Source organism: Riemerella columbipharyngis, from assembly GCF_900101995.1.
Taxonomy (GTDB): domain Bacteria; phylum Bacteroidota; class Bacteroidia; order Flavobacteriales; family Weeksellaceae; genus Riemerella; species Riemerella columbipharyngis.
Window position 1 is genome coordinate 21927 of record NZ_FNAS01000005.1, and the last position, 20483, is coordinate 42409.

At 36.9% G+C, this 20483-nt stretch carries 18 protein-coding genes; 5 read left to right on the top strand and 13 right to left on the bottom strand.

Annotated elements, in window-relative coordinates:
- Positions 1-8: 8 nt before the first annotated feature.
- The 4 genes from sucD to recJ all read right to left on the bottom strand — a co-directional run bounded on the left by sucD (position 9) and on the right by recJ (position 4398).
- The gene (gene sucD / locus BLS89_RS03910; protein WP_092736200.1) at positions 9-881 is read right to left on the bottom strand and encodes a succinate--CoA ligase subunit alpha; all 873 of its coding nucleotides are present in this window, start codon (positions 879-881) and stop codon (positions 9-11) included.
- A 116-nt stretch (positions 882-997) separates the two neighbouring features.
- Positions 998-1900 carry an LpxD N-terminal domain-containing protein gene (locus tag BLS89_RS03915; protein WP_092736201.1) on the bottom strand — a complete coding sequence of 301 codons (903 nt, stop codon included), beginning with the start codon at positions 1898-1900 and terminating at the stop codon, positions 998-1000.
- 65 nt (positions 1901-1965) lie between these two features.
- Positions 1966-2529 carry an elongation factor P gene (efp, locus tag BLS89_RS03920; RefSeq protein WP_092736202.1) on the bottom strand — a complete coding sequence of 188 codons (564 nt, stop codon included), beginning with the start codon at positions 2527-2529 and terminating at the stop codon, positions 1966-1968.
- 159 nt (positions 2530-2688) lie between these two features.
- Positions 2689-4398 carry a single-stranded-DNA-specific exonuclease RecJ gene (gene recJ / locus BLS89_RS03925; RefSeq protein WP_092736282.1) on the bottom strand — a complete coding sequence of 570 codons (1710 nt, stop codon included), beginning with the start codon at positions 4396-4398 and terminating at the stop codon, positions 2689-2691.
- 269 nt (positions 4399-4667) lie between these two features.
- On the opposite strand from recJ, the gene hemA reads away from it, so the two are divergent.
- From hemA to hemE, 4 genes are read left to right on the top strand one after another with little or no spacing between them, the layout of a single operon-like run.
- Positions 4668-5945 carry a glutamyl-tRNA reductase gene (hemA, locus tag BLS89_RS03930; RefSeq protein ID WP_092736203.1) on the top strand — a complete coding sequence of 426 codons (1278 nt, stop codon included), beginning with the start codon at positions 4668-4670 and terminating at the stop codon, positions 5943-5945.
- Positions 5929-6846, top strand: a complete 918-nt coding sequence (hemC, locus tag BLS89_RS03935; RefSeq protein WP_092736204.1) for a hydroxymethylbilane synthase — start codon at positions 5929-5931, stop codon at positions 6844-6846. The genes hemA and hemC overlap by 17 nt, the downstream gene beginning before the upstream one ends.
- Positions 6847-6854: 8 nt before the next feature.
- A complete protein-coding gene (locus BLS89_RS03940; RefSeq protein ID WP_092736205.1) occupies positions 6855-7508 on the top strand; it encodes a uroporphyrinogen-III synthase in 654 nt (217 codons plus the stop codon).
- A gap of 20 nt (positions 7509-7528) precedes the next feature.
- Positions 7529-8554, top strand: coding sequence for a uroporphyrinogen decarboxylase (hemE, locus tag BLS89_RS03945; protein ID WP_092736206.1), 1026 nt, complete (start codon positions 7529-7531; stop codon positions 8552-8554).
- A gap of 71 nt (positions 8555-8625) precedes the next feature.
- On the opposite strand, the gene BLS89_RS03950 is transcribed toward hemE, so the two are convergent.
- From BLS89_RS03950 to BLS89_RS03990, 9 genes are all read right to left on the bottom strand, one after another.
- Complete coding sequence (locus BLS89_RS03950) at positions 8626-9189, bottom strand: outer membrane protein (protein WP_092736207.1); 564 nt, start codon at positions 9187-9189, stop codon at positions 8626-8628.
- 185 nt (positions 9190-9374) lie between these two features.
- Positions 9375-10430, bottom strand: a complete 1056-nt coding sequence (locus BLS89_RS03955) for an NAD(P)/FAD-dependent oxidoreductase (RefSeq protein WP_245688846.1) — start codon at positions 10428-10430, stop codon at positions 9375-9377.
- 51 nt (positions 10431-10481) lie between these two features.
- Positions 10482-11396 carry a type IX secretion system ring subunit PorN/GldN gene (gene porN, locus BLS89_RS03960; protein WP_092736283.1) on the bottom strand — a complete coding sequence of 305 codons (915 nt, stop codon included), beginning with the start codon at positions 11394-11396 and terminating at the stop codon, positions 10482-10484.
- A gap of 25 nt (positions 11397-11421) precedes the next feature.
- A complete protein-coding gene (porM, locus tag BLS89_RS03965; protein ID WP_092736209.1) occupies positions 11422-12975 on the bottom strand; it encodes a type IX secretion system motor protein PorM/GldM in 1554 nt (517 codons plus the stop codon).
- Positions 12976-13021: 46 nt separating this feature from the next.
- Positions 13022-13708 carry a type IX secretion system motor protein PorL/GldL gene (gene porL / locus BLS89_RS03970; protein ID WP_092736210.1) on the bottom strand — a complete coding sequence of 229 codons (687 nt, stop codon included), beginning with the start codon at positions 13706-13708 and terminating at the stop codon, positions 13022-13024.
- Positions 13709-13716: 8 nt separating this feature from the next.
- Positions 13717-15138: a T9SS ring complex lipoprotein PorK/GldK gene (gene porK, locus BLS89_RS03975; protein ID WP_092736211.1), complete on the bottom strand. Its 1422-nt coding sequence runs from the start codon at positions 15136-15138 to the stop codon at positions 13717-13719.
- Positions 15139-15328: 190 nt separating this feature from the next.
- Positions 15329-17182: a glutamine--fructose-6-phosphate transaminase (isomerizing) gene (gene glmS / locus BLS89_RS03980; protein WP_092736212.1), complete on the bottom strand. Its 1854-nt coding sequence runs from the start codon at positions 17180-17182 to the stop codon at positions 15329-15331.
- A 4-nt stretch (positions 17183-17186) separates the two neighbouring features.
- Positions 17187-18668, bottom strand: coding sequence for a DUF4270 domain-containing protein (locus BLS89_RS03985; protein WP_245688848.1), 1482 nt, complete (start codon positions 18666-18668; stop codon positions 17187-17189).
- A 44-nt stretch (positions 18669-18712) separates the two neighbouring features.
- A complete protein-coding gene (locus tag BLS89_RS03990; RefSeq protein ID WP_092736214.1) occupies positions 18713-19486 on the bottom strand; it encodes a glycogen/starch synthase in 774 nt (257 codons plus the stop codon).
- A 114-nt stretch (positions 19487-19600) separates the two neighbouring features.
- On the opposite strand from BLS89_RS03990, the gene panC reads away from it, so the two are divergent.
- Positions 19601-20449, top strand: a complete 849-nt coding sequence (gene panC, locus BLS89_RS03995) for a pantoate--beta-alanine ligase (RefSeq protein WP_092736215.1) — start codon at positions 19601-19603, stop codon at positions 20447-20449.
- Positions 20450-20483 lie beyond the last annotated feature (34 nt).

The following is a 20483-nucleotide window of genomic DNA, read 5'->3' on the forward strand; positions in this document are numbered from 1 at the left end:
TACTTTATTTATTTCAAAGCCTTAGCTACAGTAAATCCTATATCTGCAGGAGAGTCCACTACGTTGATGCCATTTTCTCTCATAATAGCCATTTTAGCTTGTGCAGTATCTTCTGCACCACCTACGATGGCACCTGCGTGTCCCATTGTTCTACCTTTAGGAGCTGTTTGCCCGGCAATAAAACCGATAACAGGTTTTTTAGAACCACTATTTTTATACCATCTTGCGGCTTCAGCTTCGAGGTTACCTCCAATCTCTCCAATCATCACTACCGCATCTGTCTCCGGGTCGTTGATAAACATTTCCAAAGCGTCTTTAGTTGTCGTTCCAATGATAGGGTCTCCTCCGATACCGATAGCCGTAGAAACCCCAAATCCTGCTTTCACAACTTGGTCTGCAGCTTCGTAAGTCAGAGTTCCTGACTTTGAAACGATACCTACTCTTCCTTTTTTGAAAACAAACCCCGGCATAATTCCGATTTTTGCTTCCTCAGAAGTGATAATACCAGGACAGTTAGGGCCGATAAGTCTGCAATCTTTATCAGAGATATATGCTTTTACCTTTGTCATATCCGCCACAGGGATACCTTCTGTAATACACACAATTACCTTAATCCCTGCTTCTGCAGCCTCCATAATAGCATCTGCTGCAAATGCAGGCGGCACGAAAATGATACTTACATTAGCTCCTGCTTTTTCTACAGCCTCTGCCACAGAATTGAAAACAGGCTTTCCTAAATGCTCTGTCCCTCCTTTTCCGGGAGTTACACCACCTACTACATTTGTACCGTAGTCTATCATTTGTCCTGCGTGGAAAGTACCTTCATTCCCTGTAAAACCTTGAACGATTACCTTAGAATCTTTGTTTACTAATACTGACATATTATTTTTATTAATTTTTAAAACTTATTGATAAATATTTTCAAATTATCCCCTATACAGCAATTAAAATATTTTTGCTAAATTACTAAAAAAAACGGATTGAATCCAAATCATTTTTATTTAAGATTTCTCAAACGGACTTCTTTTTTAAGATAAGTCCTAAAATCCTCTGCAATAGGACCGAAGTAAGTACCTTTTTCCAAATCTCTATTGACTCCGCATTGTGCCAATAAAACAGTTCCTTTCTTTATTTTCAGCCCTGATGCTATGCCTACCTGCCCCCATATGGTAACTTCGTCCTCTAAAATACAGCACCCTGCAATTCCAGACTGCGAAGCGATAAGACATTTCTTCCCAATCACCGTATCGTGTCCAATCTGAATTTGATTATCCAATATAGATCCCTCCCCAATAACTGTAGAAGCGGTAACGCCTCGGTCTATGGTACAAGCATTCCCTATCTCTACATCATCTTGAATTTCTACATCTCCCACAGAAATAAGGCGGTCAAATTTACCCTCTACTTTACGATAATAAAACGCATCTCCTCCTATCACGGTATTACTCTGTATGATAACATTATTCCCGATAATGGTGCGGTCTCCGATGACCACATTGGGAAATATATGGCAATTTTTTCCTATTTTCACCTCTTTTCCAATGCATACAGAGGGATGTATAAAAGTATTTTCGCCAATGACAGTATCTTCTGCCTTTTCTTTAAAATTACAAATATTCGTAAAGTGAGTATTGATTTTATTAAAATCTCTAAAAGGGTCGTCGGATACCAAAAGGGCTTTCCCCTCCGGACAATCCACCTCTTTATCTATAAGGATAATCGTAGCAGCAGAGTTCAGCGCCTTATCATAATACTTAGGATGATTCACAAAGACTATATCGCCTGGTCTTACCATATGAATTTCATTAGTCCCGAGTACGGCAAAATCATCGTTACCGACAGCCTTCGCTCCAATGAGATCTGCGATGGACTTGAGAGTTTGAGGTTGCTCAAAGGTCATTATTATTCAATATATTTTTAGTATTAAAAAAGTTCGAGAGATACTCCTCCCGAACCTCAATATCATTACTTCACTCTTTCTAAATAGCTGCCGTCTTCCGTATTTACTTTGATTCTATCACCTGGTTCTATAAATAGCGGTACCATTACTCTTGCTCCGGTTTCTACGATAGAGTTTTTAAGTGCGTTAGTCGCTGTATTTCCTTTTACACCCGGGTCTGCTTCCGTAACTTCAAGAATTACCGTAGGCGGAATTTCAGCAGAAAGCGGCATCTCATCAGCCTCTTTCAATATGATGGTTACTTCTTCTCCGGGCTTCATAAACTGAGCATTTTCAATCATATCTTTGTTGATATAGATTTGAGTGAAATCATCATTATTCATAAAGTGGAATCCGTTTTCGTCATCATAGAGGTATTGGTATTTTCTTGTGATTACTTTTACCTCTTCTATTTTATGCCCTGCAGAGAATGTATTATCCACCACTTTACCATTAGTTACGGACTTTAGTTTTGTTCTCACGAAAGCAGGTCCTTTCCCCGGTTTCACATGAAGGAATTCGATTACTTTGTAAATGTCGTTGCTGAACTCTATGCAAAGACCTTTTCTGATATCAGCTGTTGTTGCCATTAAAATCTTTTTTTATTATTTTTTTACCGGCACAAATTTAGCAAAAAAAATCTTTTCAGTAATAGTCTCTTATTTTTACAAAAAAATCAAAACACACTCATCCCCCTTAAATATCCTAAAAAACTATTTTCAATCATTATGTATTCGGAGGTTTTCTTACTATTTAAAGCGGACATCTCTAATGTTCAGATAATAGCTAACGCTGCCTTTCCAATGGTTTTCCTCAATGGTAAATGCCATATCGAAAGTCTTGTTATCGAAGTCATCAATATATTTTCCGAGGTTGAAGCCTACACATTCCATATTTCTTTTAAGATGAGGCGTGTGTATTTGAAATTTCAGATGTTTGTCGTCTTTTCCTATCAGCTTGAGCGCCCCTCCTACTCGTTGGTTTTTCAACACAAAAACAGGTTTCATATTTTGAGGTCCGAAAGGTGCCAATTTCTTATGAAAATTAAAAAAATCACGCGTAAAAACATCTGTATCCACAATGCAATCAATAGTGATGCTTGGTTTTTTTTGGCTTTCGCTGATTCTCTCCGACACTACTTTTTCAAATTTTTCTTTGAAAACTTCAAATTTACTTTTCTCAATAGAAAGCCCTGCCGCTGCCTGATGTCCTCCGAATTTTAGGAATAAATCCGAACATTCCTCCAAGGCACTATGGACATCAAAATCTGCAACAGAGCGTACTGAAGCTACTAACTCCCCATTGTTTCCATCTGTAAAAACAACCGTTGGTTTATAGTAAACATCTATCAGCCGCGAGGCTACTATGCCTATCACCCCTTTGTTCCAGCTGGGGTCATACACTACAATGGTCGCATTCTCTGTTTGGTTAGTTTCTTGTATTTGATTAAGTGCTTCCTGGGTAGAAGTCATATCCATTTCACGGCGGTCATTATTTAGGCTAATGATTTCGTTCACGATCTGAGTCGCGTGAGTAAGACTCTCCGAAACCATAAGCTCCACCGCGGCTTTCCCATGGGAAATTCTTCCGGCAGCATTGATTTTTGGGGCAATTTCAAAAACAATATTGGATATTTCAAAATTTGAAATCTTTTCCTTAGGGATAAGAAGACTAAGCCCTATATTTCTAGTCTTCCTAAGATGTTTCAGCCCCAGCTTTGCCAGCACTCTATTTTCACCCGTAATAGAAACAATGTCGGCAGCTATGGATATTGCAAGCAAATCCGTAAGCTCATACAGCTGGTTATCCGGAATTTTGTAAATGGTATTCAGACCTTGGCACAGCTTAAACCCTACACCGCAACCCGAAAGCTCTTTGTACGGATAGCGACAGTCCTCTCTTTTCGGATCTAAAACCGCTACTGCATCAGGAATTTTTTCACCCGGCAGATGGTGGTCACAGATGATAAAATCTATCTCCAACGATTTTGCGTAACCTACTTTATCCACTGCCTTTATCCCACAGTCCAACGCAATGATGAGAGAATAGCCATTGGCTTTTGCATAGTCTATTCCCTCTTTGGATATACCATATCCTTCAGAATTTCTATTAGGAATATAAAAATCAAGAAATTTTTTCTCTACTATTTTACTAAGGTATAGATACATAAGTGCAACAGAGGTTGTCCCATCTACATCGTAATCTCCGTACACCATTATCTTCTCCCCATTTTCTATTGCAGTCGCTATACGCTCTACCGCTTTCTGCATATCTGCCATCAGAAAGGGGTTGTGTATATCCTCCATTTTTGGTTTGAAAAACTCTCGTGCTTTTTGATAATTATCAATTCCCCTAAGCACAAGAATTTTGGACTCCAATGTTCCAAAACCAATAGAAGAATTAAGAGCATCCACCACTTCCTCATCGGGCTCCGGCTTAAATATCCATTTCTGATTCATGATGCACAAAAGTAGTTTTTTTTTATGAAAGGAAAAAGAAATACCGTTTTTCACCATATAAAAATACGCCGAATTAAACCCCAGTCTTTATCCAGCTATATATCACTGATTATAATGCTGTTGGTTTTTATTTTGGCTTACAATAGTAAAATATGACAATTCGTATTTCATTGCATATCAGCAAATATTATTTTTATGTATCCAACCTAAATTTATAGTTGTTTTGATTTTAATTTAACACGGAAAAAATGTAAATTTGCAGTCATTTTATGCTTCAAAATAATTATCAATACCAGACTACCAATTTCACGGTGCTCAGTATAAGCTTCGAGAAGGCAGACACTGAGACGCGTGGGCGTTTTGCTTTTTTTGACGGACATATCAAAGATTTTGTAAACAAAATACACGACCGCCAGATGGGCGATGCCTTTGTGGTATCCACATGCAACCGTACGGAAATATATACCACTACCCACAATTATATGTTTGTGGCACAGCTCTTCTGCGATACTGTGGGGGTAGAGCTTATGGACTTTATCAAATACTGCGAAGTGATGAAAGGCGAAGATGCTCTCAACCATTTATTCCGTGTAGCAGCCGGACTAGAAAGCCAGATACTTGGAGATTTTGAGATTATCTCTCAAATAAAAAAAGCCTACGGAAGATTTAAAAACTACAAGAAAAAATCTAATTCGTATTTAGAAAGAGCCATCAACTCTGCCATACAAATTTCTAAAAAAATTAAAACAGAAACCGGGCTGAGTAATGGTGCTGCTTCGGTATCCTATGCGGCAGTGCATTATATCCTAAATACACAAAAACAACTATACGGCAAAAGCATTCTTCTACTGGGAGCCGGGGAAATAGGACAAAACACGGTAGAAAATTTGATGAAACACCTCTACCAGCCAAAAGTAAAAATAGCCAATAGAACTTGGGAAAATGCAGAAAAAATAGCCGACAAATACAAAATCCCTTATACCGATTTTTCCAATTTAGAAAGAGAAATTAGAGATGCTGATATTCTTATAGTGGCCACGGGAGCAGCCTCTCCTATCATAAACACCAGCTATATCCCAAAAGATAAATCTATGCTCGTGATAGATCTTTCTGTGCCGCACAATGTGGAAAAATCCGTAGGAGAATTGGAATGTATAGAGCTGATAGATGTAGATACACTTTCAACTAAAATAAAACAAACCATTGAACAACGAAAAAAAGAAATCCCAAAAGCAGAACATATCATCAAAGAAATGATGAAGAATTTTTTGGATTGGGAGAAAAAAAGAAAATACGCTCCAAATATTCATCAGTTCAAATCTTCATTAAAGCGTATAGAAGAAAAAGAAATGCACAACTTCTACCGAAAGCACCGCTACATAGACATTGAAGATATGGAACTTAGCGAAAAACTTATACAAAAAATCACCAACCGATTTGCAAAATACATCATAGATAATCCTATGAAAGCAGAAGAGGTTTCCAAACTGATGAACGATATATTTGTACAACAACCTATAGACGAATTCAATGAAAAGCATCATTAGAATAGGCACTCGAAAGTCCCCCTTAGCCCTATGGCAGGCAGAGAGCGTAGCTTCTCAATTAGAGCATTTGGGGCATTCCACAGAGATAGTTCCCATTGTTTCTTCCGGAGATAAAAATCTCAAAAAACCGTTGTATGACTTAGGTATCACGGGGGTTTTCACTAAGGACTTAGATATCGCTTTATTGAATAACCAAATAGATATTGCTGTGCATTCTCTGAAAGATGTCCCTACCCAATTACCGCAGAATATAGAGCTTATCGCATTTTTAGAAAGAGATTTCCCTCAGGATGTCTTGGTTAGAAGAAAAGAAGCCAAGCATCTTTCTATGGAAGAACTAAAACTTGCCACAAGCAGCCTTAGACGCAGGGCTTTCTGGATGAAAAACTTTGGAAAACAAGAGTTTGCAGACATAAGAGGTAATGTCCAGACGAGACTAAAAAAATTAGACGGAGGCATAGCCGATGCCACATTATTTTCTTTAGCAGGTCTCAAAAGAATGGAAATGGATATAGAATTTGAGCATTTACCGTTTATGCTATCAGCTCCGGCTCAAGGGGTTATTGCCGTAGCAGGGAATAGTAGTAACATAGAACTAAACACTCTAATCTCAAATATCAACCATAGACCTACGGAAATCTGCGTAACGATAGAACGGCAATTTCTACAAACTTTAGAAGGCGGCTGCACTGCCCCTATTGGAGCTTTTGCCTCATTTTTAGATGACGGAAAAATTCATTTTCAGGGATGGTTATGTTCCTTAGACGGAACTAAATGCTTAGACAAAACCGAAGTTTTTCACTATACTGAAGATATCAACTACGGAGAAAATTTTGCTAAAAACCTCCTCGAACAAGGCGGCAAAGAGCTGATGCAAGAGATAAAAAACACTCTCAACTAACTTTGACAATGAAAAAAATACTATTCACCAAACAGCTTGAAACTGATTTGATATCAGATGTTTTAAGGCAAGTTTGCGAATGGGATTTTGAAACATTTATAGAGGCCAAAACCATTGAAATTAAACCATTTGACTTAGAAAACTCATCTCTTATTTTCACAAGTGCCAATGCCGTAAAAGCTTTTTTAGAAAATCATTTTAAGTATAATGAAAATCCAACATATACCGTAGGCAAAAAGACAAAAAATATATTAGAACAAAACGGAATACAAGTAAAAGCCTGTACTGAAAATGCTATCTCTTTGGCCCAAATAATTTGTAGCCAATACAGACACGAAGCTTTTATTCACTTTTGCGGAAACTTGGCTTTAGATACTTTAGAGAAGACATTAGAAGAACAAAATATTCCTTATCAAAAAAAAGAAATTTATACGACAAAGAAACTCTACCCTATAATTAAAAAACAGTATGAGGCCATAGTATTTTTTAGCCCGAGTGGTGTAGAAAGCTATTTCGAACATAACGAAAATGTAAAGAAATATTTCTGCATAGGTGAAACAACCGCTAAAACACTTCGCCATTATACTAAAAAGCCTATTTTTGTAAGTGAAAATCCAACATTGGATAGTATATTAAATTTAATTAAAATAAAATTATCATAAAAATAAAAGACGACAAATATATGATTAAGAACGATTTATATCTAAAAGCTCTACGCGGAGAAGAGGTAGAACGCCCACCGGTATGGATGATGAGGCAGGCAGGCAGATTTCTTCCGGAGTTTAGAGAGATGAGAGACCAGTACGACTTCTTCACAAGATGCAGGACACCCGAGCTCGCATCAGAAATTACGATGATGCCGATAAGGAGGTTTCCACTGGATGCCGCTATTTTATTTTCGGATATCTTGGTTGTTCCACAAGCTATGGGAATAGATTTTGAGATGAAACCCGGCGTGGGACCTTGGCTGGAAACCTCTATTAGAACAATGGAGCAAGTCAAAAATATTTCTGTACCCAATGTAGATGACACCTTGGGATATGTTTTTGATGCCATAGAACTCACGCTTCAAAAATTAAATAACGAAATTCCTTTAATCGGTTTTGCAGGAAGCCCTTGGACTATACTATGCTATTGTGTAGAAGGAAAAGGCAGCAAGGCTTTTGATATTGCAAAATCTTTTTGTTTTAAAAATCCCGAAGCGGCACATCTTTTATTACAAAAAATTACAGACACTACTATAGCTTACCTGAAAAGAAAAGTAGAAAAAGGCGTATCTGCGGTTCAGATATTTGATTCCTGGGGAGGGATGCTTTCTCCGGAAGATTACCAAACATTTTCTTGGCAATATATCAATCAAATAGTAGAAGCACTAAGCCCTATTACCCATGTAGTAGTTTTTGGAAAAGGCTGTTGGTTTGCACTAGAGGAAATGACACTTTCCAAAGCCTCGGCACTTGGAGTAGATTGGACGATCACTCCGGAAAATGCAAGAAAACTCACTCGCAATTCTATGACTCTGCAAGGGAATTTCGATCCGGCAAGACTACATTCGTCTCCTGAAACCATTCGCAAAATGGTTCACGAAATGATTTCCCGTTTTGGTAAAGACCGTTATATCGTTAATCTTGGGCACGGCATCCTTCCAAATATACCGATAGAAAATGCTGAAGCATTTATAAAAGCTGTGGTAGAATTTAAAACTTGATATAATAAACATCAAACAAAAAAACCGCCTCATCAAACAGAGACGGTTTTTTATTTTACTTAAAATCAATATTATCTATCTTTCAAAGCAGCTTCTACTTTAGATGATGGTAAATAAATTTGGAATCCTACATTAAGACCTAAATTACCTTTCCCTGCAGAACTTCCAGCTCCTACCAAAGCATTAAACTTAAGTAATGCATCTAAGCTTACATTTTTAGTAATAAAGTAAGAATATCCGGCTCCTATACCTAAATCTACACCATTAGTAGAAGAACCTCCACTGCTTACATTGTTTCCTCCGAAGCCTACATTACCTTGAGCAAAGAATCTTCCGTTTTTAAGCAAATGGTCTGCTTGAGCATCACTAAGGTAATATCTAGTAAATGCACCTAAAGACCAATCGGTTTGTGTAGCATTTTTTCCTGTAGGTTTAGTTAATGACAAACCTACTTCACCTCCTACTACCCAATTATCTTTAATAAAGTAACCTACTTGAGGGGTTAGAGCAACATTTAATCCATTAGTAAATTTCATGTGTGCTACTTGTCCACCTACCATCCAGTTTCCTTCTTGGATTTGAGCACTCGCTACACCAGCTGCCAAAATAGCAGCACCTAAAAATAGTTTTTTCATAATTCAATTATTTTATTTAAGTTTTATTTTTTTATAAAATCACAACCCACAGTACAAATACCGTGCCTAATTCATCAAATATAAAAATACGAATTATTTAATTACTATAAATTTCAAAAAAATCTTAGCCTCATTTAATTTCGTTTAGACTAAAAAAGTTATTAATTCACTCTGAATATAGCTTTTTAGCTTTGATTATTAGCATTAAAGCGATATACACCAACTTCCTCCGGTAGAGGCACATTGTGTTCTATGTTCTGATATAGTAATTCCGAGAAATAATTTCCATTAAGAATCCCTCTTGCCCCTAATCCGTTAAATATAAACATATTATCATAATAGCGGTGTCTTCCCACAAGCGGACGCCTATCTTTTACCGTAGGTCTAAAACCGTAATGTGCGGAGAGTAATTCGTAATCGTGCTTATAAAATTCGGACAACCCCTGCTCCAGCTGAGAAACTGCTTTTTCATCTATTCCCTCATTGGTATTTTCCCTATCGTATGTACCGCCGTAGTAGCAAAACTCTTGCTCATTAGAAAAAAGAAAATGCTTCTTCTTTATCGTTAATGAGCTATCTACTGCTTTAGAGAGCTTAATATTGATATGATGCCCTTTATTGGAACGAATATCCAAATCATTGAAATAAGGATTCTCTCTAACCTTAATACCTTCTGCAAAAAGAATATTCTTAAACCGAATTCCATCATAAACAGATTGTTTCATATCCAATCTATCATAGATAAACTTTTCTTGGATAAGGCAACCCTGCTCCTGCAAATAGCCCAACATCGAATGAAAAAAATTATTGACATCCAAACGAGCCGAATGTTCCACCATCCCTGTTCCAAAAGGATTTTCTACCCCCTCTATATAGCTAAAATTTGGGCTAAGGAAATGTTTCAGTTTCGGGTTTTCATCATACTTTTTAAGCCAAAGTTTCTTTTCTTGCTCATCGTGGAAAATACGGTGTATAGGCGCTTTGATAAGAAACGATTCTTTGGTGTATTGCTTCATTTCTTCCAAGGTTTCCTCAAGGGCAGAAATCTGCTCTGCTGCTTTCCAAAAAGTAGTAAATTTCTTTAGTACCACAGGATTGATAATCCCCGCAGAAACTTGAGATGCTCCCCTTTCTCCGTCATAGAACACTACGAAACTTTTATTATTTTTAATAAGCCTATGAGCATAGAACATTGCTGCATAGCCTCCTCCTACAATAATGTATCCTTTTGTTTTCATCATAAAAAAACCTGAGCAAAGATACTCAGGTTTTGATATTAAAAAAATATTTTTTTAATAATTCCACAAATCATTTTCCATTTGTAAAATTTGGTCTTTTATTTTATCACTTTCTTCCAGCTGTCCTTCGGCATCATTAGGAATATAATCTTTTATCACGCCATTCCCCATACCATTATCAGCTTTATAGATTACAGTAGAAAATCTTCTTGCATTAAGAATATCATCAAAGGTAATATTAGAAGATAAGTTTTTACCATTGAATACCACCGTATTTGCTGTTACATTGCGTGCATCCGGATAGAATATCCAAAATAAATCCACCAAATCTTCTTTTCCTCCGAAGTTTTGCCCAAGTGTTTGAGGATCTGGTCCCATTGGGGCGATTCCCAATAGGCGGTATTTCATCTCGCCATCTCTGGCATCTATATACCACATTCCTTTTATTTTCAGCATCTTAATATCTTTAGACTTAGTCTCATAGACATCGGTCCCTGCCTTTTTATCCTCTTCAGTAATTTTTTGTCCGCTATTGATTTTATCAATCAGCCAATCCGAAGTGGCAACTCTGCTAAGTCTTTGGCTCGTTTCTTCAGGAGTAAGCTTTTGGACAAAGTTGTCATCATCATATACTTCCGTAATACTGCCCCCTTTTATACCATCTATAAGTACCTGATATAAAGACTTGCTTTGAGAAACCAAGCCATCGGAATTATGATAAATAGGCTGATTTAATTTATCGTTTAAATCAATAATTTCCCAAACCACTATACTTTTCAAAATATCTTTATCGTTGATATAGCCATACTTCAGGGGAGTAGCCTTAGTGGATACAATAGAATCTCCTATTTTCTCTTCGTTTTGCTCTCTCAACTTCCTAAACTCCTCCGGAGATTTCGCATTAAGAATATTCTGAGCAAAAGAAAACGCAGATCCAAAAATCAAGGCACCACAAATTATTTTTTTCATTTTTAAGAATCGTTTAATTACCATATTATTGAACGTTAATCACTACGGGAGAAATATTCCTTAGCATTTGGCCACCCAATCCCGTTGCTGTAGCTTGAATATCAAAAACATAAACCACATCTCCATTTCCAAGATTAGCAACCTGAGAGGCTATAGATGACAAGCTGTTCCCGCTAATAGTCATTGCCACTTTACCCGGAATTTTCACTTTAAAACTGGTTACCGTAAAACTTACTGGGAAATCAAAATCTGGTATTGCAGCACTTACCGTTTGATTTTTGATAGAGCTTGCCGGCATTGTTACTACATTTTCGCCTCTGATTTGTCCCTGAGGCTTAGGAATACTTTTTATTCTGAATGGGAATGTGGCAGAAGTCATTTTACCATTTGGTAATTGTCCGGATACTGTGATATTTACCATATTTCCGCCTCCCGGTTTTATAATCCACTTGCCTCTGCCTCCGGATACAGACGCACCCGGTGCCGAGAGCTTCACTTGGGAATTATCTACGCCAAGCATTGTTACAGACACAGGATTATCCACTCCTCTATAAAGGACATTCATCTTATCGGCTGAAACTACCGCTCCACTCTGCAAGGCTACTTCCTTTGGTCCCGCTATCACACGATAAGAGTGAGAGTACGGAAGTGTAATAACTCTGCCATTAGCATCTTTGAATGTAATATCTCCTTTGAAACTGTAATCTCCTACCGTACTGGTATTAAGAACTTTAAACCCTTGTCCGTCTGCTACTCTATCCACCCCGGATATGGTCATTCCGGGTATAGAGCTGGCGTAAGTTCCCACAACTACTTTTGCCGTTGCATTATCCCCTTGCAAAATTACAGTAGGTGCCGCCACTATTGCCTCAAATGCATTAAATTTAATATTAGCATCTATTTTCTCTTTAAGCATATTAGCCAAAGCATCTGATTGCAAGTTTCTGGCTTCGGATTCTATAACTTCCAAATTAGCGAGAGCCGCTACCAAAGGCTGGTTATAAAACTTATAAATCAACCAATCCTTTTTTACTTTCGTTACCTCTGTATTAAAAGATGTTTTAGCTCTCTCAATAATAGGTTTATTCTGCTGATTATCAGGAAATATCTGTAAAGTGGTATTTTTCACCTCTTCCATCAGATTTTTCAATTTTTTGGCATTATCACTAGGAGCACCTTCATTAGCTTTATTAAAAAAGTAATGAGTAGAAGCATCTGTATTGTTCAACGCATTGAAATCAAAATCATCTGAACGATTAGAAGTATCTCCTGCAAATTTTCTCATTTCGGTTTTAGAAGATTCGATAAAAACAACCAACTTATTGATTTTATCTTTGAGCAGCTTATAATCTGCATATGGCTTTGTGAAATCTTCAGAATTCATAGCTTTCTGCTGGAGTGTTTCTTCAAAAATCTTGTTCTTTTTCTCTGTCAATTCAGTAGCTTCCCCCAAAGATTCTTTAGTGTCATTATAAGACCTGATGATTTCTTGGTCTATTTGCATAGCCAGCATTGCGATGAAAACCAGATACATCAGGTTGATCATCTTCTGACGGGGGGATAAATTTTCTTTTGCCATTTAAGAGTTTTTTATTAAAAAAATATAAAATTTATTAAAAGAAATATTATCCTTTCATTGCAGTAAGCATTCCTCCATAAACTCTATTCAAATTATTGAGGTTAGCCGTTAGAGAATCTAATTCTTGATTAAATTTTTCGGATTGTTCTGCCGATTTTTGTAAATCCAACACATATTTTTTATGAAGTTCTGTTTCGCTTCTTCCATGTTCTAATTGTATGGCATATAGAGCGTTCATATTTTCCAGATGAGACGCCGCCAAAGCAAGCTGGTCATTATACTTTTGTGTAGACTGTGATACATCCACTGTACTATTAATTTGATCGACTGCACTAGAAAAATTATCAATTCCTGATTTAAGTCTCTCAAAAAGAGATACATCTACTTTGGCTTCTGCCAACATTTTATCCAATTTTTCGGAAAGAGAAGTTTCTAATTGTTTAATTTCCTCCACCTGATGAGACACCGCTTTTCTTGCTTTCGGTTCTGCATTAGCATCCAATAGCTCCGGATAAACATTTTCCCATGCATATTTCTCTTCTACTACAGGCGGATTAAATGCATAAAGCAAGAAAATGAACGCCTCTGTAATCAGCCCTGCTCCTAATACATAGGTAGGATTTACAAGTCCTCCGAAAGTTGTATGTGTCATTTTAAAAAATGCACCGATAATAACCACTGATGCACCAATGGAATATACAAAATTTAATGTTTTATCACTTAGTTTTAACATATTATTTTTTATTTAGTTTGTTTTCTTTTAAATTTAGCAGCACCTTCCGGGATACTTTGTACGGTTCTAAATCCTATATAGCTTCTTGCCGAATCTTTGTTTTCCCAGTTTCTGTAAGAAGTCATCAGCGTGAAGCCTACATCTTTCCAAGAGCCGCCTCTCACTGATTTTCTTGTATCCATATAATCTTTATTGGATATTGACGGATTTAGAGTAGATGAGAAATTGTAAGTCGCATTATTGTACGGAGACTCTGTCCACTCTGAAACATTACCTGCCATATCATAAAGTCCAAAATCATTTTTATGAAAAGACTTTACAGGTGCAGTATAGGTATAAGTCCCTTTTTTCTTATCTTCTATATAGTCTCCCCTCTTCGGTTTGAAGTTAGCCAAATAACAGCCTCTGTCATCTATCAAATAAGGAGTTCCCCACGGATAAGTTGCATTTTCGTGTCCACCTTTAGCAGCATACTCCCATTCTGCCTCTGTAGGAAGGCGGAAAGCCATAGGAGCTTGTTTTTTCTTTTTAAGAGATTGGTTATAGTCTCTTTTTATTTTAGTTCTAAAATCACAATATGCACTGGCTTGATCCCAAGTAACGCCTACTACAGGATAGTTTTTGTAAGCATTATTCCAAAAATAGCCATCGTACAACGGTTCATTATAAGCATAATCAAAATCCTTCTTCCAAACCAATGTATCCGGATAAACGCTGATGCTGTTTTTCTTGACATACTCATTAACCTTTTTCCCACCAACAATTTTTCCTTTAATATCCTCCCACTGAAATGCATACTTCAGTTTTCTGGTATCAATAGCTCTCACACCATCTTTTCTCTCATTTGGCGGGAGATACATAGACTCTATAATTTCAGCATACTTCACATCGGGATAATCAGAAGTATTCCATCTAAGAGGTACAGACCAGTCTAATCTGCGGGAATCATTGGAATAGCCGTCTCTACCGCCTTTCGAATCAAGGTATTTTTGATAAGCACTCTCATTGTCCCCTACTTTTTTCGCTAAATAGGCATAGTCTGCAATACCATTCCCTGTATCTCCTCCCGAGGAAGCGTCTCCTGCTGCCTCTGCCAGTAAAGTTCTGGCAATAGAATCCCTCACATAATTAACAAAAACCCTATATTGGGCATTAGTTACTTCTGTTTCATCCATAAAGAATGAAGATACCGTAACTGTTTTCAGCGGTGCTTTCTCCGGTGTATTGGTAAAGTCTTTATCCGCCATACCCATTACAAAAGAACCTCCGGGAATGGCTACCATACCATAAGGACGCTCAGCCACAAAAGATTTTGCTTTTTCTTTAGGAATCAATTCTCCTTTTTTCCCGGGTTTCCCTACCAAAGAACCTTTATGCGAACAAGATACAACAGTACCTGCCGATAAAAGTATGTAGATCACTTTTTTCATCTGATGATGTTTATTTCTATTTTTAATTTTAAACTATTCCAAATCCCTAATATACTAGGCAATTATTTCAGCCCATAAATATAAATATTTTTCACAAAGTAAAAACATATATCTGCTAAACGATTTTTTTTATCAATTATTTTATCCAAAGAGAAAAACATTTACCCTCCTTTTCTAAAACATTAGACTTCTACTCTACAGTAACAGATTTAGCCAAATTTCTAGGCTGATCCACATTTGCCCCTCTATAAATGGCTATATAATATGATAAAAGCTGCAATGGAACAGAGGCTATAATCGGTGAAAAGCACTCTGGAGTCTCAGGAATCCTGATGACATAGTCTGCCATAGATGCCACCTGTGTATCTCCTTTGGTTACAACAGCCAAAACTTTACCTTTTCTCGCTTTTATTTCTTGCACATTACTTACGACCTTATCATAGTATTTATTTTTAGGTGCTATGATTACGATAGGCATATTTTCATCTATCAAGGCAATAGGCCCGTGCTTCATCTCTGCTGCAGGATACCCTTCTGCGTGTATATAAGAAATTTCTTTCAGCTTCAAAGCCCCCTCCAATGCCGCAGGAAAATTATATCCTCTTCCGAGATATAAAAAGTTGGTCGCATTTTCAAAATCGTGTGCAATAGTCTTAATATACTCGTTAGTTTCAGAGAGAACCTCTTCTACTTTTTTAGGCAAAGATTCCAGCTCGGAAATCAGTCTCATAAAATCTTGATTCCCCAAGTTCCCGCTGTGTTTACCCAATTTGAGGGCAATTAGAGACAAAATAGTCAACTGAGCTGTAAAAGCTTTAGTAGAAGCTACGCCTATCTCCGGTCCTGCGTGAGTATATGAGCCCGCATCCGAATATCTCGCAATAGAAGAATCTACCACATTGCATATTCCATAGATGAAAGCACCTTTCTCTTTCGCCATTTTGATAGCCGCCATTGTATCTGCAGTCTCTCCAGACTGGGAAATTGCGATTACGATATCTTTGTCCGTAATGATAGGGTTTCTGTACCTAAACTCGGAAGCATACTCTACCTCTACAGGTATTCTTGCAAATTCTTCTATAAGATATTCTCCTATCAATCCGGCATGCCAAGAAGTACCGCAAGCGATGATGATAATTCTATTAGCTTTATTGATACGCTCTAAGTGATCCCAAATCCCTGCCATTTTGATGATGCCTTCATTTACAAGGACACGCCCTCTCATTGTATCCATAATAGACTTAGGCTGTTCAAAAATTTCTTTTAGCATAAAATGCTCGTAGCCGCCTTTTTCTATTTGTTCAAGATTAAGTTTCAGTTCTTGAATTTTAGTATCTACTTTTGAATTATCTTCAATTGTATGAATCTGTACGCCTTTATCCAAAGATACTACCGCCATATGACCTTCTTCCAGATAAACAGCCTCTTTAGTATATTCCACGAATGGAGAAGCATCTGATGCAATAAAATACTCATTATCTCCCATCCCTATTGCCAATGGTGAACCCAATCTCCCCACTACTAAAGTCTGGGGATAGTCCTCGTGCATTACTGTAATAGCATAGGCACCATAGACTTCGTTGAGGGCGTAGCGTACTGCTTCGGGAAAAGCTAATTCCGAATCTTGATCCATAAAGTATTGAATCAAATTAACCAAAACTTCTGTATCCGTCTCAGACTTGAATGTAAAATCTTTCGCTACAAGCATTTTCTTTACGGTATCGTAGTTTTCAATGATTCCATTGTGAACGATAGCTATTTTTCCGTTATTGGAAATATGCGGGTGGGAATTTTCATCACTCGGCACACCATGAGTAGCCCACCGGGTATGCCCCATTCCCAAATGCGAGGTGTTTTTGAAATCTTTAGAAATATCTTCTAAATCGGAAACTTTTCCTTTAGTTTTCTTTAATTCAAAATGGTTGTTTTGTCCTTCTAGTACTATACCTGCACTATCGTAACCACGATATTCTAATCTTTTCAAACCATTGATTACAATACTATAAGCATCTCTATGACCTGTATATCCTACTATTCCGCACATATTTTTATTTTTTTTGAGTGTAAATTATTGTGAGTTTAGGCTTGTTTGCTTCGGCAGTATTGGACCCTGTAAAGACTATTCTCTCCGGAGAATAAGCTCTATTATTATAATTTTGATTGATATATACTCCTCTGCTATTTACCAAATAATGACCGACATTAAGCTCCAGACCCTTGGAAACAGCTTCTTTCTCTATAATATTTTTAAGGGTCTGAGTAATGTTTATATCATAGTAAGAAGGATTTTTATCCAAATCATACCCTTGAATCAAACTAAAATTAGACAGGTTTTGGAATACCTTCATATCATCTACGAAATCATTACTATTATTGTATTTAACAAGCATATTTTGCGGCTTTGTATAGCTGTTGTTCCAAACATTACTATCGGTGTACAATCTTATTTTTGCAGAAAGAATACCGATTTTGTCTTTATTATAAAGCTCTCTAATGTTTTCAATCGCTGTTTTGGGAATTACCATCATCACTCCGGGACCACCCATACCCTGCATATAGAGGCGGGCATCTCCTTCGGTTTTATTGATGCTGTTCATAGCAGAAGTAAATTCAGATGGTCTATTGTATTCTATTTGGTTGAAATGAACATTTTCACTTCCTAAATCAAAAGAATAAACAGAATGTACCGTTGTGCTATCCGTTGTACCTTTGCTTGAATAGTACATTTTAAGAGCAACATCATTCGGTGCGAACTTCATAATATACCCGTCGTTATCCTGAACAGATATTTTAAGTCCTCTGAAATAACGGATAAAACTTGCCGCATCTTTAAGTTCTGATGCACTACTCTTATCCACTATATTTTTCTGAAAAAAATCTACCCCGTCATTCAGCGGTATTCTGATAGCCGTATCTCTATAATAGAGATTTTCTCCGCCTTCTTTCGGTGTGATCGTGATTCCGGAAACTCGGGGAGCCACCGCCTTAGAGCCAAGCCTTTGACCTACGGCTACGGTTTTATTAGAGTAAATCTTACTGCTTGCAGATCCTAAAAAGTCATTCACAAGATCTACATTTATTGTCATTTCTTTCTTTTTTCCATACTTTGATATAGGATAAGTATTAACGACTTTTTTAGCATCTTTACCTTCGTATTTATAATTCTCATCTGTTGTCGTAACAAGAGAATCTTTCACCAATTCTGGTTTTATTTCCAAAACGATAGAGTCTACCTTTGCATTCGCCCCAAAATCAGGAGAATAACTCGACAATCTCACTTGGGTAATATAAGACGCTTTTTGTTTTCCGAAAACAGACTCGTCAAAAGCTCCTAATGTAGCTTCTACCAAACGCTGGTTGTCTGTTCTTATCGTGTCGTTATGGCTAACATTATAGGTAACAATATCATAACTTTTTTTGGTCCCATTAGGAGTAGCACCCTCGAAAAACTGCTGTCCAATACCGTCTATATCAGACTCACAACTTGATAATGCTATACTGACAAAACCTACTAAAATCGACAGTTTCAAATTTTTTATTGAATTTATTATCATTGACTATTTATATAATTTTGTTAATAAATCGTATTTATTTGCTCTGGCTGGATATAGTCTTTCTTATTAGATTTTGTCTGATGAAATTTATCCTCTAAATCTTTTTCCAAAAATTCATCTCCCTTTATCACAATATCCACCAAATCCATTGCCTCTCGTACAAAATTTCTAAATGTAGGATTTTCTAAAACTTTAAGCTCTGGCATACCATCAAATGCAAACTTTCCTTTTATTTCTTCTTTGCTAAACTCGCCGTCTTCCTCATTATACACAGATAATACAAACTCCGTATCACTAAAATACGAGTCGTTTTTATAATAATGTTTAAGATAAAGCGGGATAAAGGACGCCATCCATCCGTTGAGATGCACCACATCCGGCACCCAATTGAGTTTTTTGATCGTCTCTATTACTCCTCTGGCAAAGAATATCCCTCGTTCATCATTATCATCAAAAAGATGACCTTCCTCGTCTCTATAAAAAGATTTTCTTTTGAAATACTCTTCGTTATCTATAAAATAAACCTGAAGTCTCTCCCCCGGAAGCGAAGCGACTTTAATGATAAGCGGCTGATCCAAATCATTGATAATAATATTCATACCTGAGAGTCTTATAACCTCGTGAAGTTGAAACTTCCTCTCGCTAATTAAACCAAAGCGAGGCATAAAAACACGAACATCATTGCCGTCATTATACATTCTCAATGCCATTTTGTTAACCATAGCCGCCATACCGCTATCTTCTTGATATGGAGACATTTCAGAGGTTACATACAATATTTTTTTTCCCGGCATAATCGTTTTATTTTTTGATTATAACTTTAAATATATTATGCAAAAATACAACTTTTTCAACTAATATCCGATTATTAACATTTTTTATAACTTTGCGTAAAATCTTAGTACCGAATGAAAGTTATATCTGACAAAAAAAGATTAGAAAAATACATAGAAACAATAAAAAAAAATAAAAAAACCATAGGCTTTGCACCTACTATGGGAGCTTTGCACGACGGTCATATTTCATTATACCAAAAAGCAAGACCCGAAAATGACATTGTGGTATCTTCTATTTTTGTTAACCCTACCCAATTCAACAATGCGGAAGACTTGGAAAAATATCCCCGTACGATAGACGAAGACCTAAAAAAATTAGAAAACTCTGGATTAGTAGATGCCGTTTACACCCCTTCCATAGAAGATATCTATCCTAATGAAGCTGTATCTCGGCACTACGATTTTGATGGTTTGGAAAATGAAATGGAAGGCAAAATGAGACCGGGACACTTTGACGGTGTAGGAACCGTAGTAGAGGAACTTTTCCGACAAGTACAACCCGACAATGCTTACTTTGGAGAAAAGGACTTTCAACAGCTGGCTATCATCAAAAAATTAGTAGAAAAAAAACACTTACCCATAAAAATTGTAGGCGTTCCTATATACAGAGAAAAAAAGGGACTGGCAATGAGCTCTCGAAACCAAAGACTATCCGAAACCATTCACAAAGAAGCCAATATCATCTACGAAAGTCTCTCCGATGCCAAGGAATGGGCAAAAAATCTTTCTTTACCCGAAATAAAAAAACGAATAGAAGAGCGGTTTAATAGCCTCACAAACTTTGAATTGGAATACTTCACGATTGCAAATGAAAAAACACTGAAAGAAGCAAAGATAGGCGACAATTCTGATGAGCTGAGAATGTTTATCGTAGTGCATACCGAAGGGGTAAGACTTATCGACAATATGAAATTAACATGAAAAAGAAAGCCACCCTACATTGGGCGGCTTTTAT

Excerpts from the sequence above, each read along its gene's own strand:
- sucD (WP_092736200.1), bottom strand. The coding sequence starts at position 881 with ATGTCAGTATTAGTAAACAAAGATTCTAAGGTAATCGTTCAAGGTTTT.
- BLS89_RS03915 (WP_092736201.1), bottom strand. The coding sequence starts at position 1,900 with ATGACCTTTGAGCAACCTCAAACTCTCAAGTCCATCGCAGATCTCATT.
- efp (WP_092736202.1), bottom strand. The coding sequence starts at position 2,529 with ATGGCAACAACAGCTGATATCAGAAAAGGTCTTTGCATAGAGTTCAGC.
- recJ (WP_092736282.1), bottom strand. The coding sequence starts at position 4,398 with ATGAATCAGAAATGGATATTTAAGCCGGAGCCCGATGAGGAAGTGGTG.
- hemA (WP_092736203.1), top strand. The coding sequence starts at position 4,668 with ATGCTTCAAAATAATTATCAATACCAGACTACCAATTTCACGGTGCTC.
- hemC (WP_092736204.1), top strand. The coding sequence starts at position 5,929 with ATGAAAAGCATCATTAGAATAGGCACTCGAAAGTCCCCCTTAGCCCTA.
- BLS89_RS03940 (WP_092736205.1), top strand. The coding sequence starts at position 6,855 with ATGAAAAAAATACTATTCACCAAACAGCTTGAAACTGATTTGATATCA.
- hemE (WP_092736206.1), top strand. The coding sequence starts at position 7,529 with ATGATTAAGAACGATTTATATCTAAAAGCTCTACGCGGAGAAGAGGTA.
- BLS89_RS03950 (WP_092736207.1), bottom strand. The coding sequence starts at position 9,189 with ATGAAAAAACTATTTTTAGGTGCTGCTATTTTGGCAGCTGGTGTAGCG.
- BLS89_RS03955 (WP_245688846.1), bottom strand. The coding sequence starts at position 10,430 with ATGATGAAAACAAAAGGATACATTATTGTAGGAGGAGGCTATGCAGCA.
- porN (WP_092736283.1), bottom strand. The coding sequence starts at position 11,396 with ATGAAAAAAATAATTTGTGGTGCCTTGATTTTTGGATCTGCGTTTTCT.
- porM (WP_092736209.1), bottom strand. The coding sequence starts at position 12,975 with ATGGCAAAAGAAAATTTATCCCCCCGTCAGAAGATGATCAACCTGATG.
- porL (WP_092736210.1), bottom strand. The coding sequence starts at position 13,708 with ATGTTAAAACTAAGTGATAAAACATTAAATTTTGTATATTCCATTGGT.
- porK (WP_092736211.1), bottom strand. The coding sequence starts at position 15,138 with ATGAAAAAAGTGATCTACATACTTTTATCGGCAGGTACTGTTGTATCT.
- glmS (WP_092736212.1), bottom strand. The coding sequence starts at position 17,182 with ATGTGCGGAATAGTAGGATATACAGGTCATAGAGATGCTTATAGTATT.
- BLS89_RS03990 (WP_092736214.1), bottom strand. The coding sequence starts at position 19,486 with ATGCCGGGAAAAAAAATATTGTATGTAACCTCTGAAATGTCTCCATAT.
- panC (WP_092736215.1), top strand. The coding sequence starts at position 19,601 with ATGAAAGTTATATCTGACAAAAAAAGATTAGAAAAATACATAGAAACA.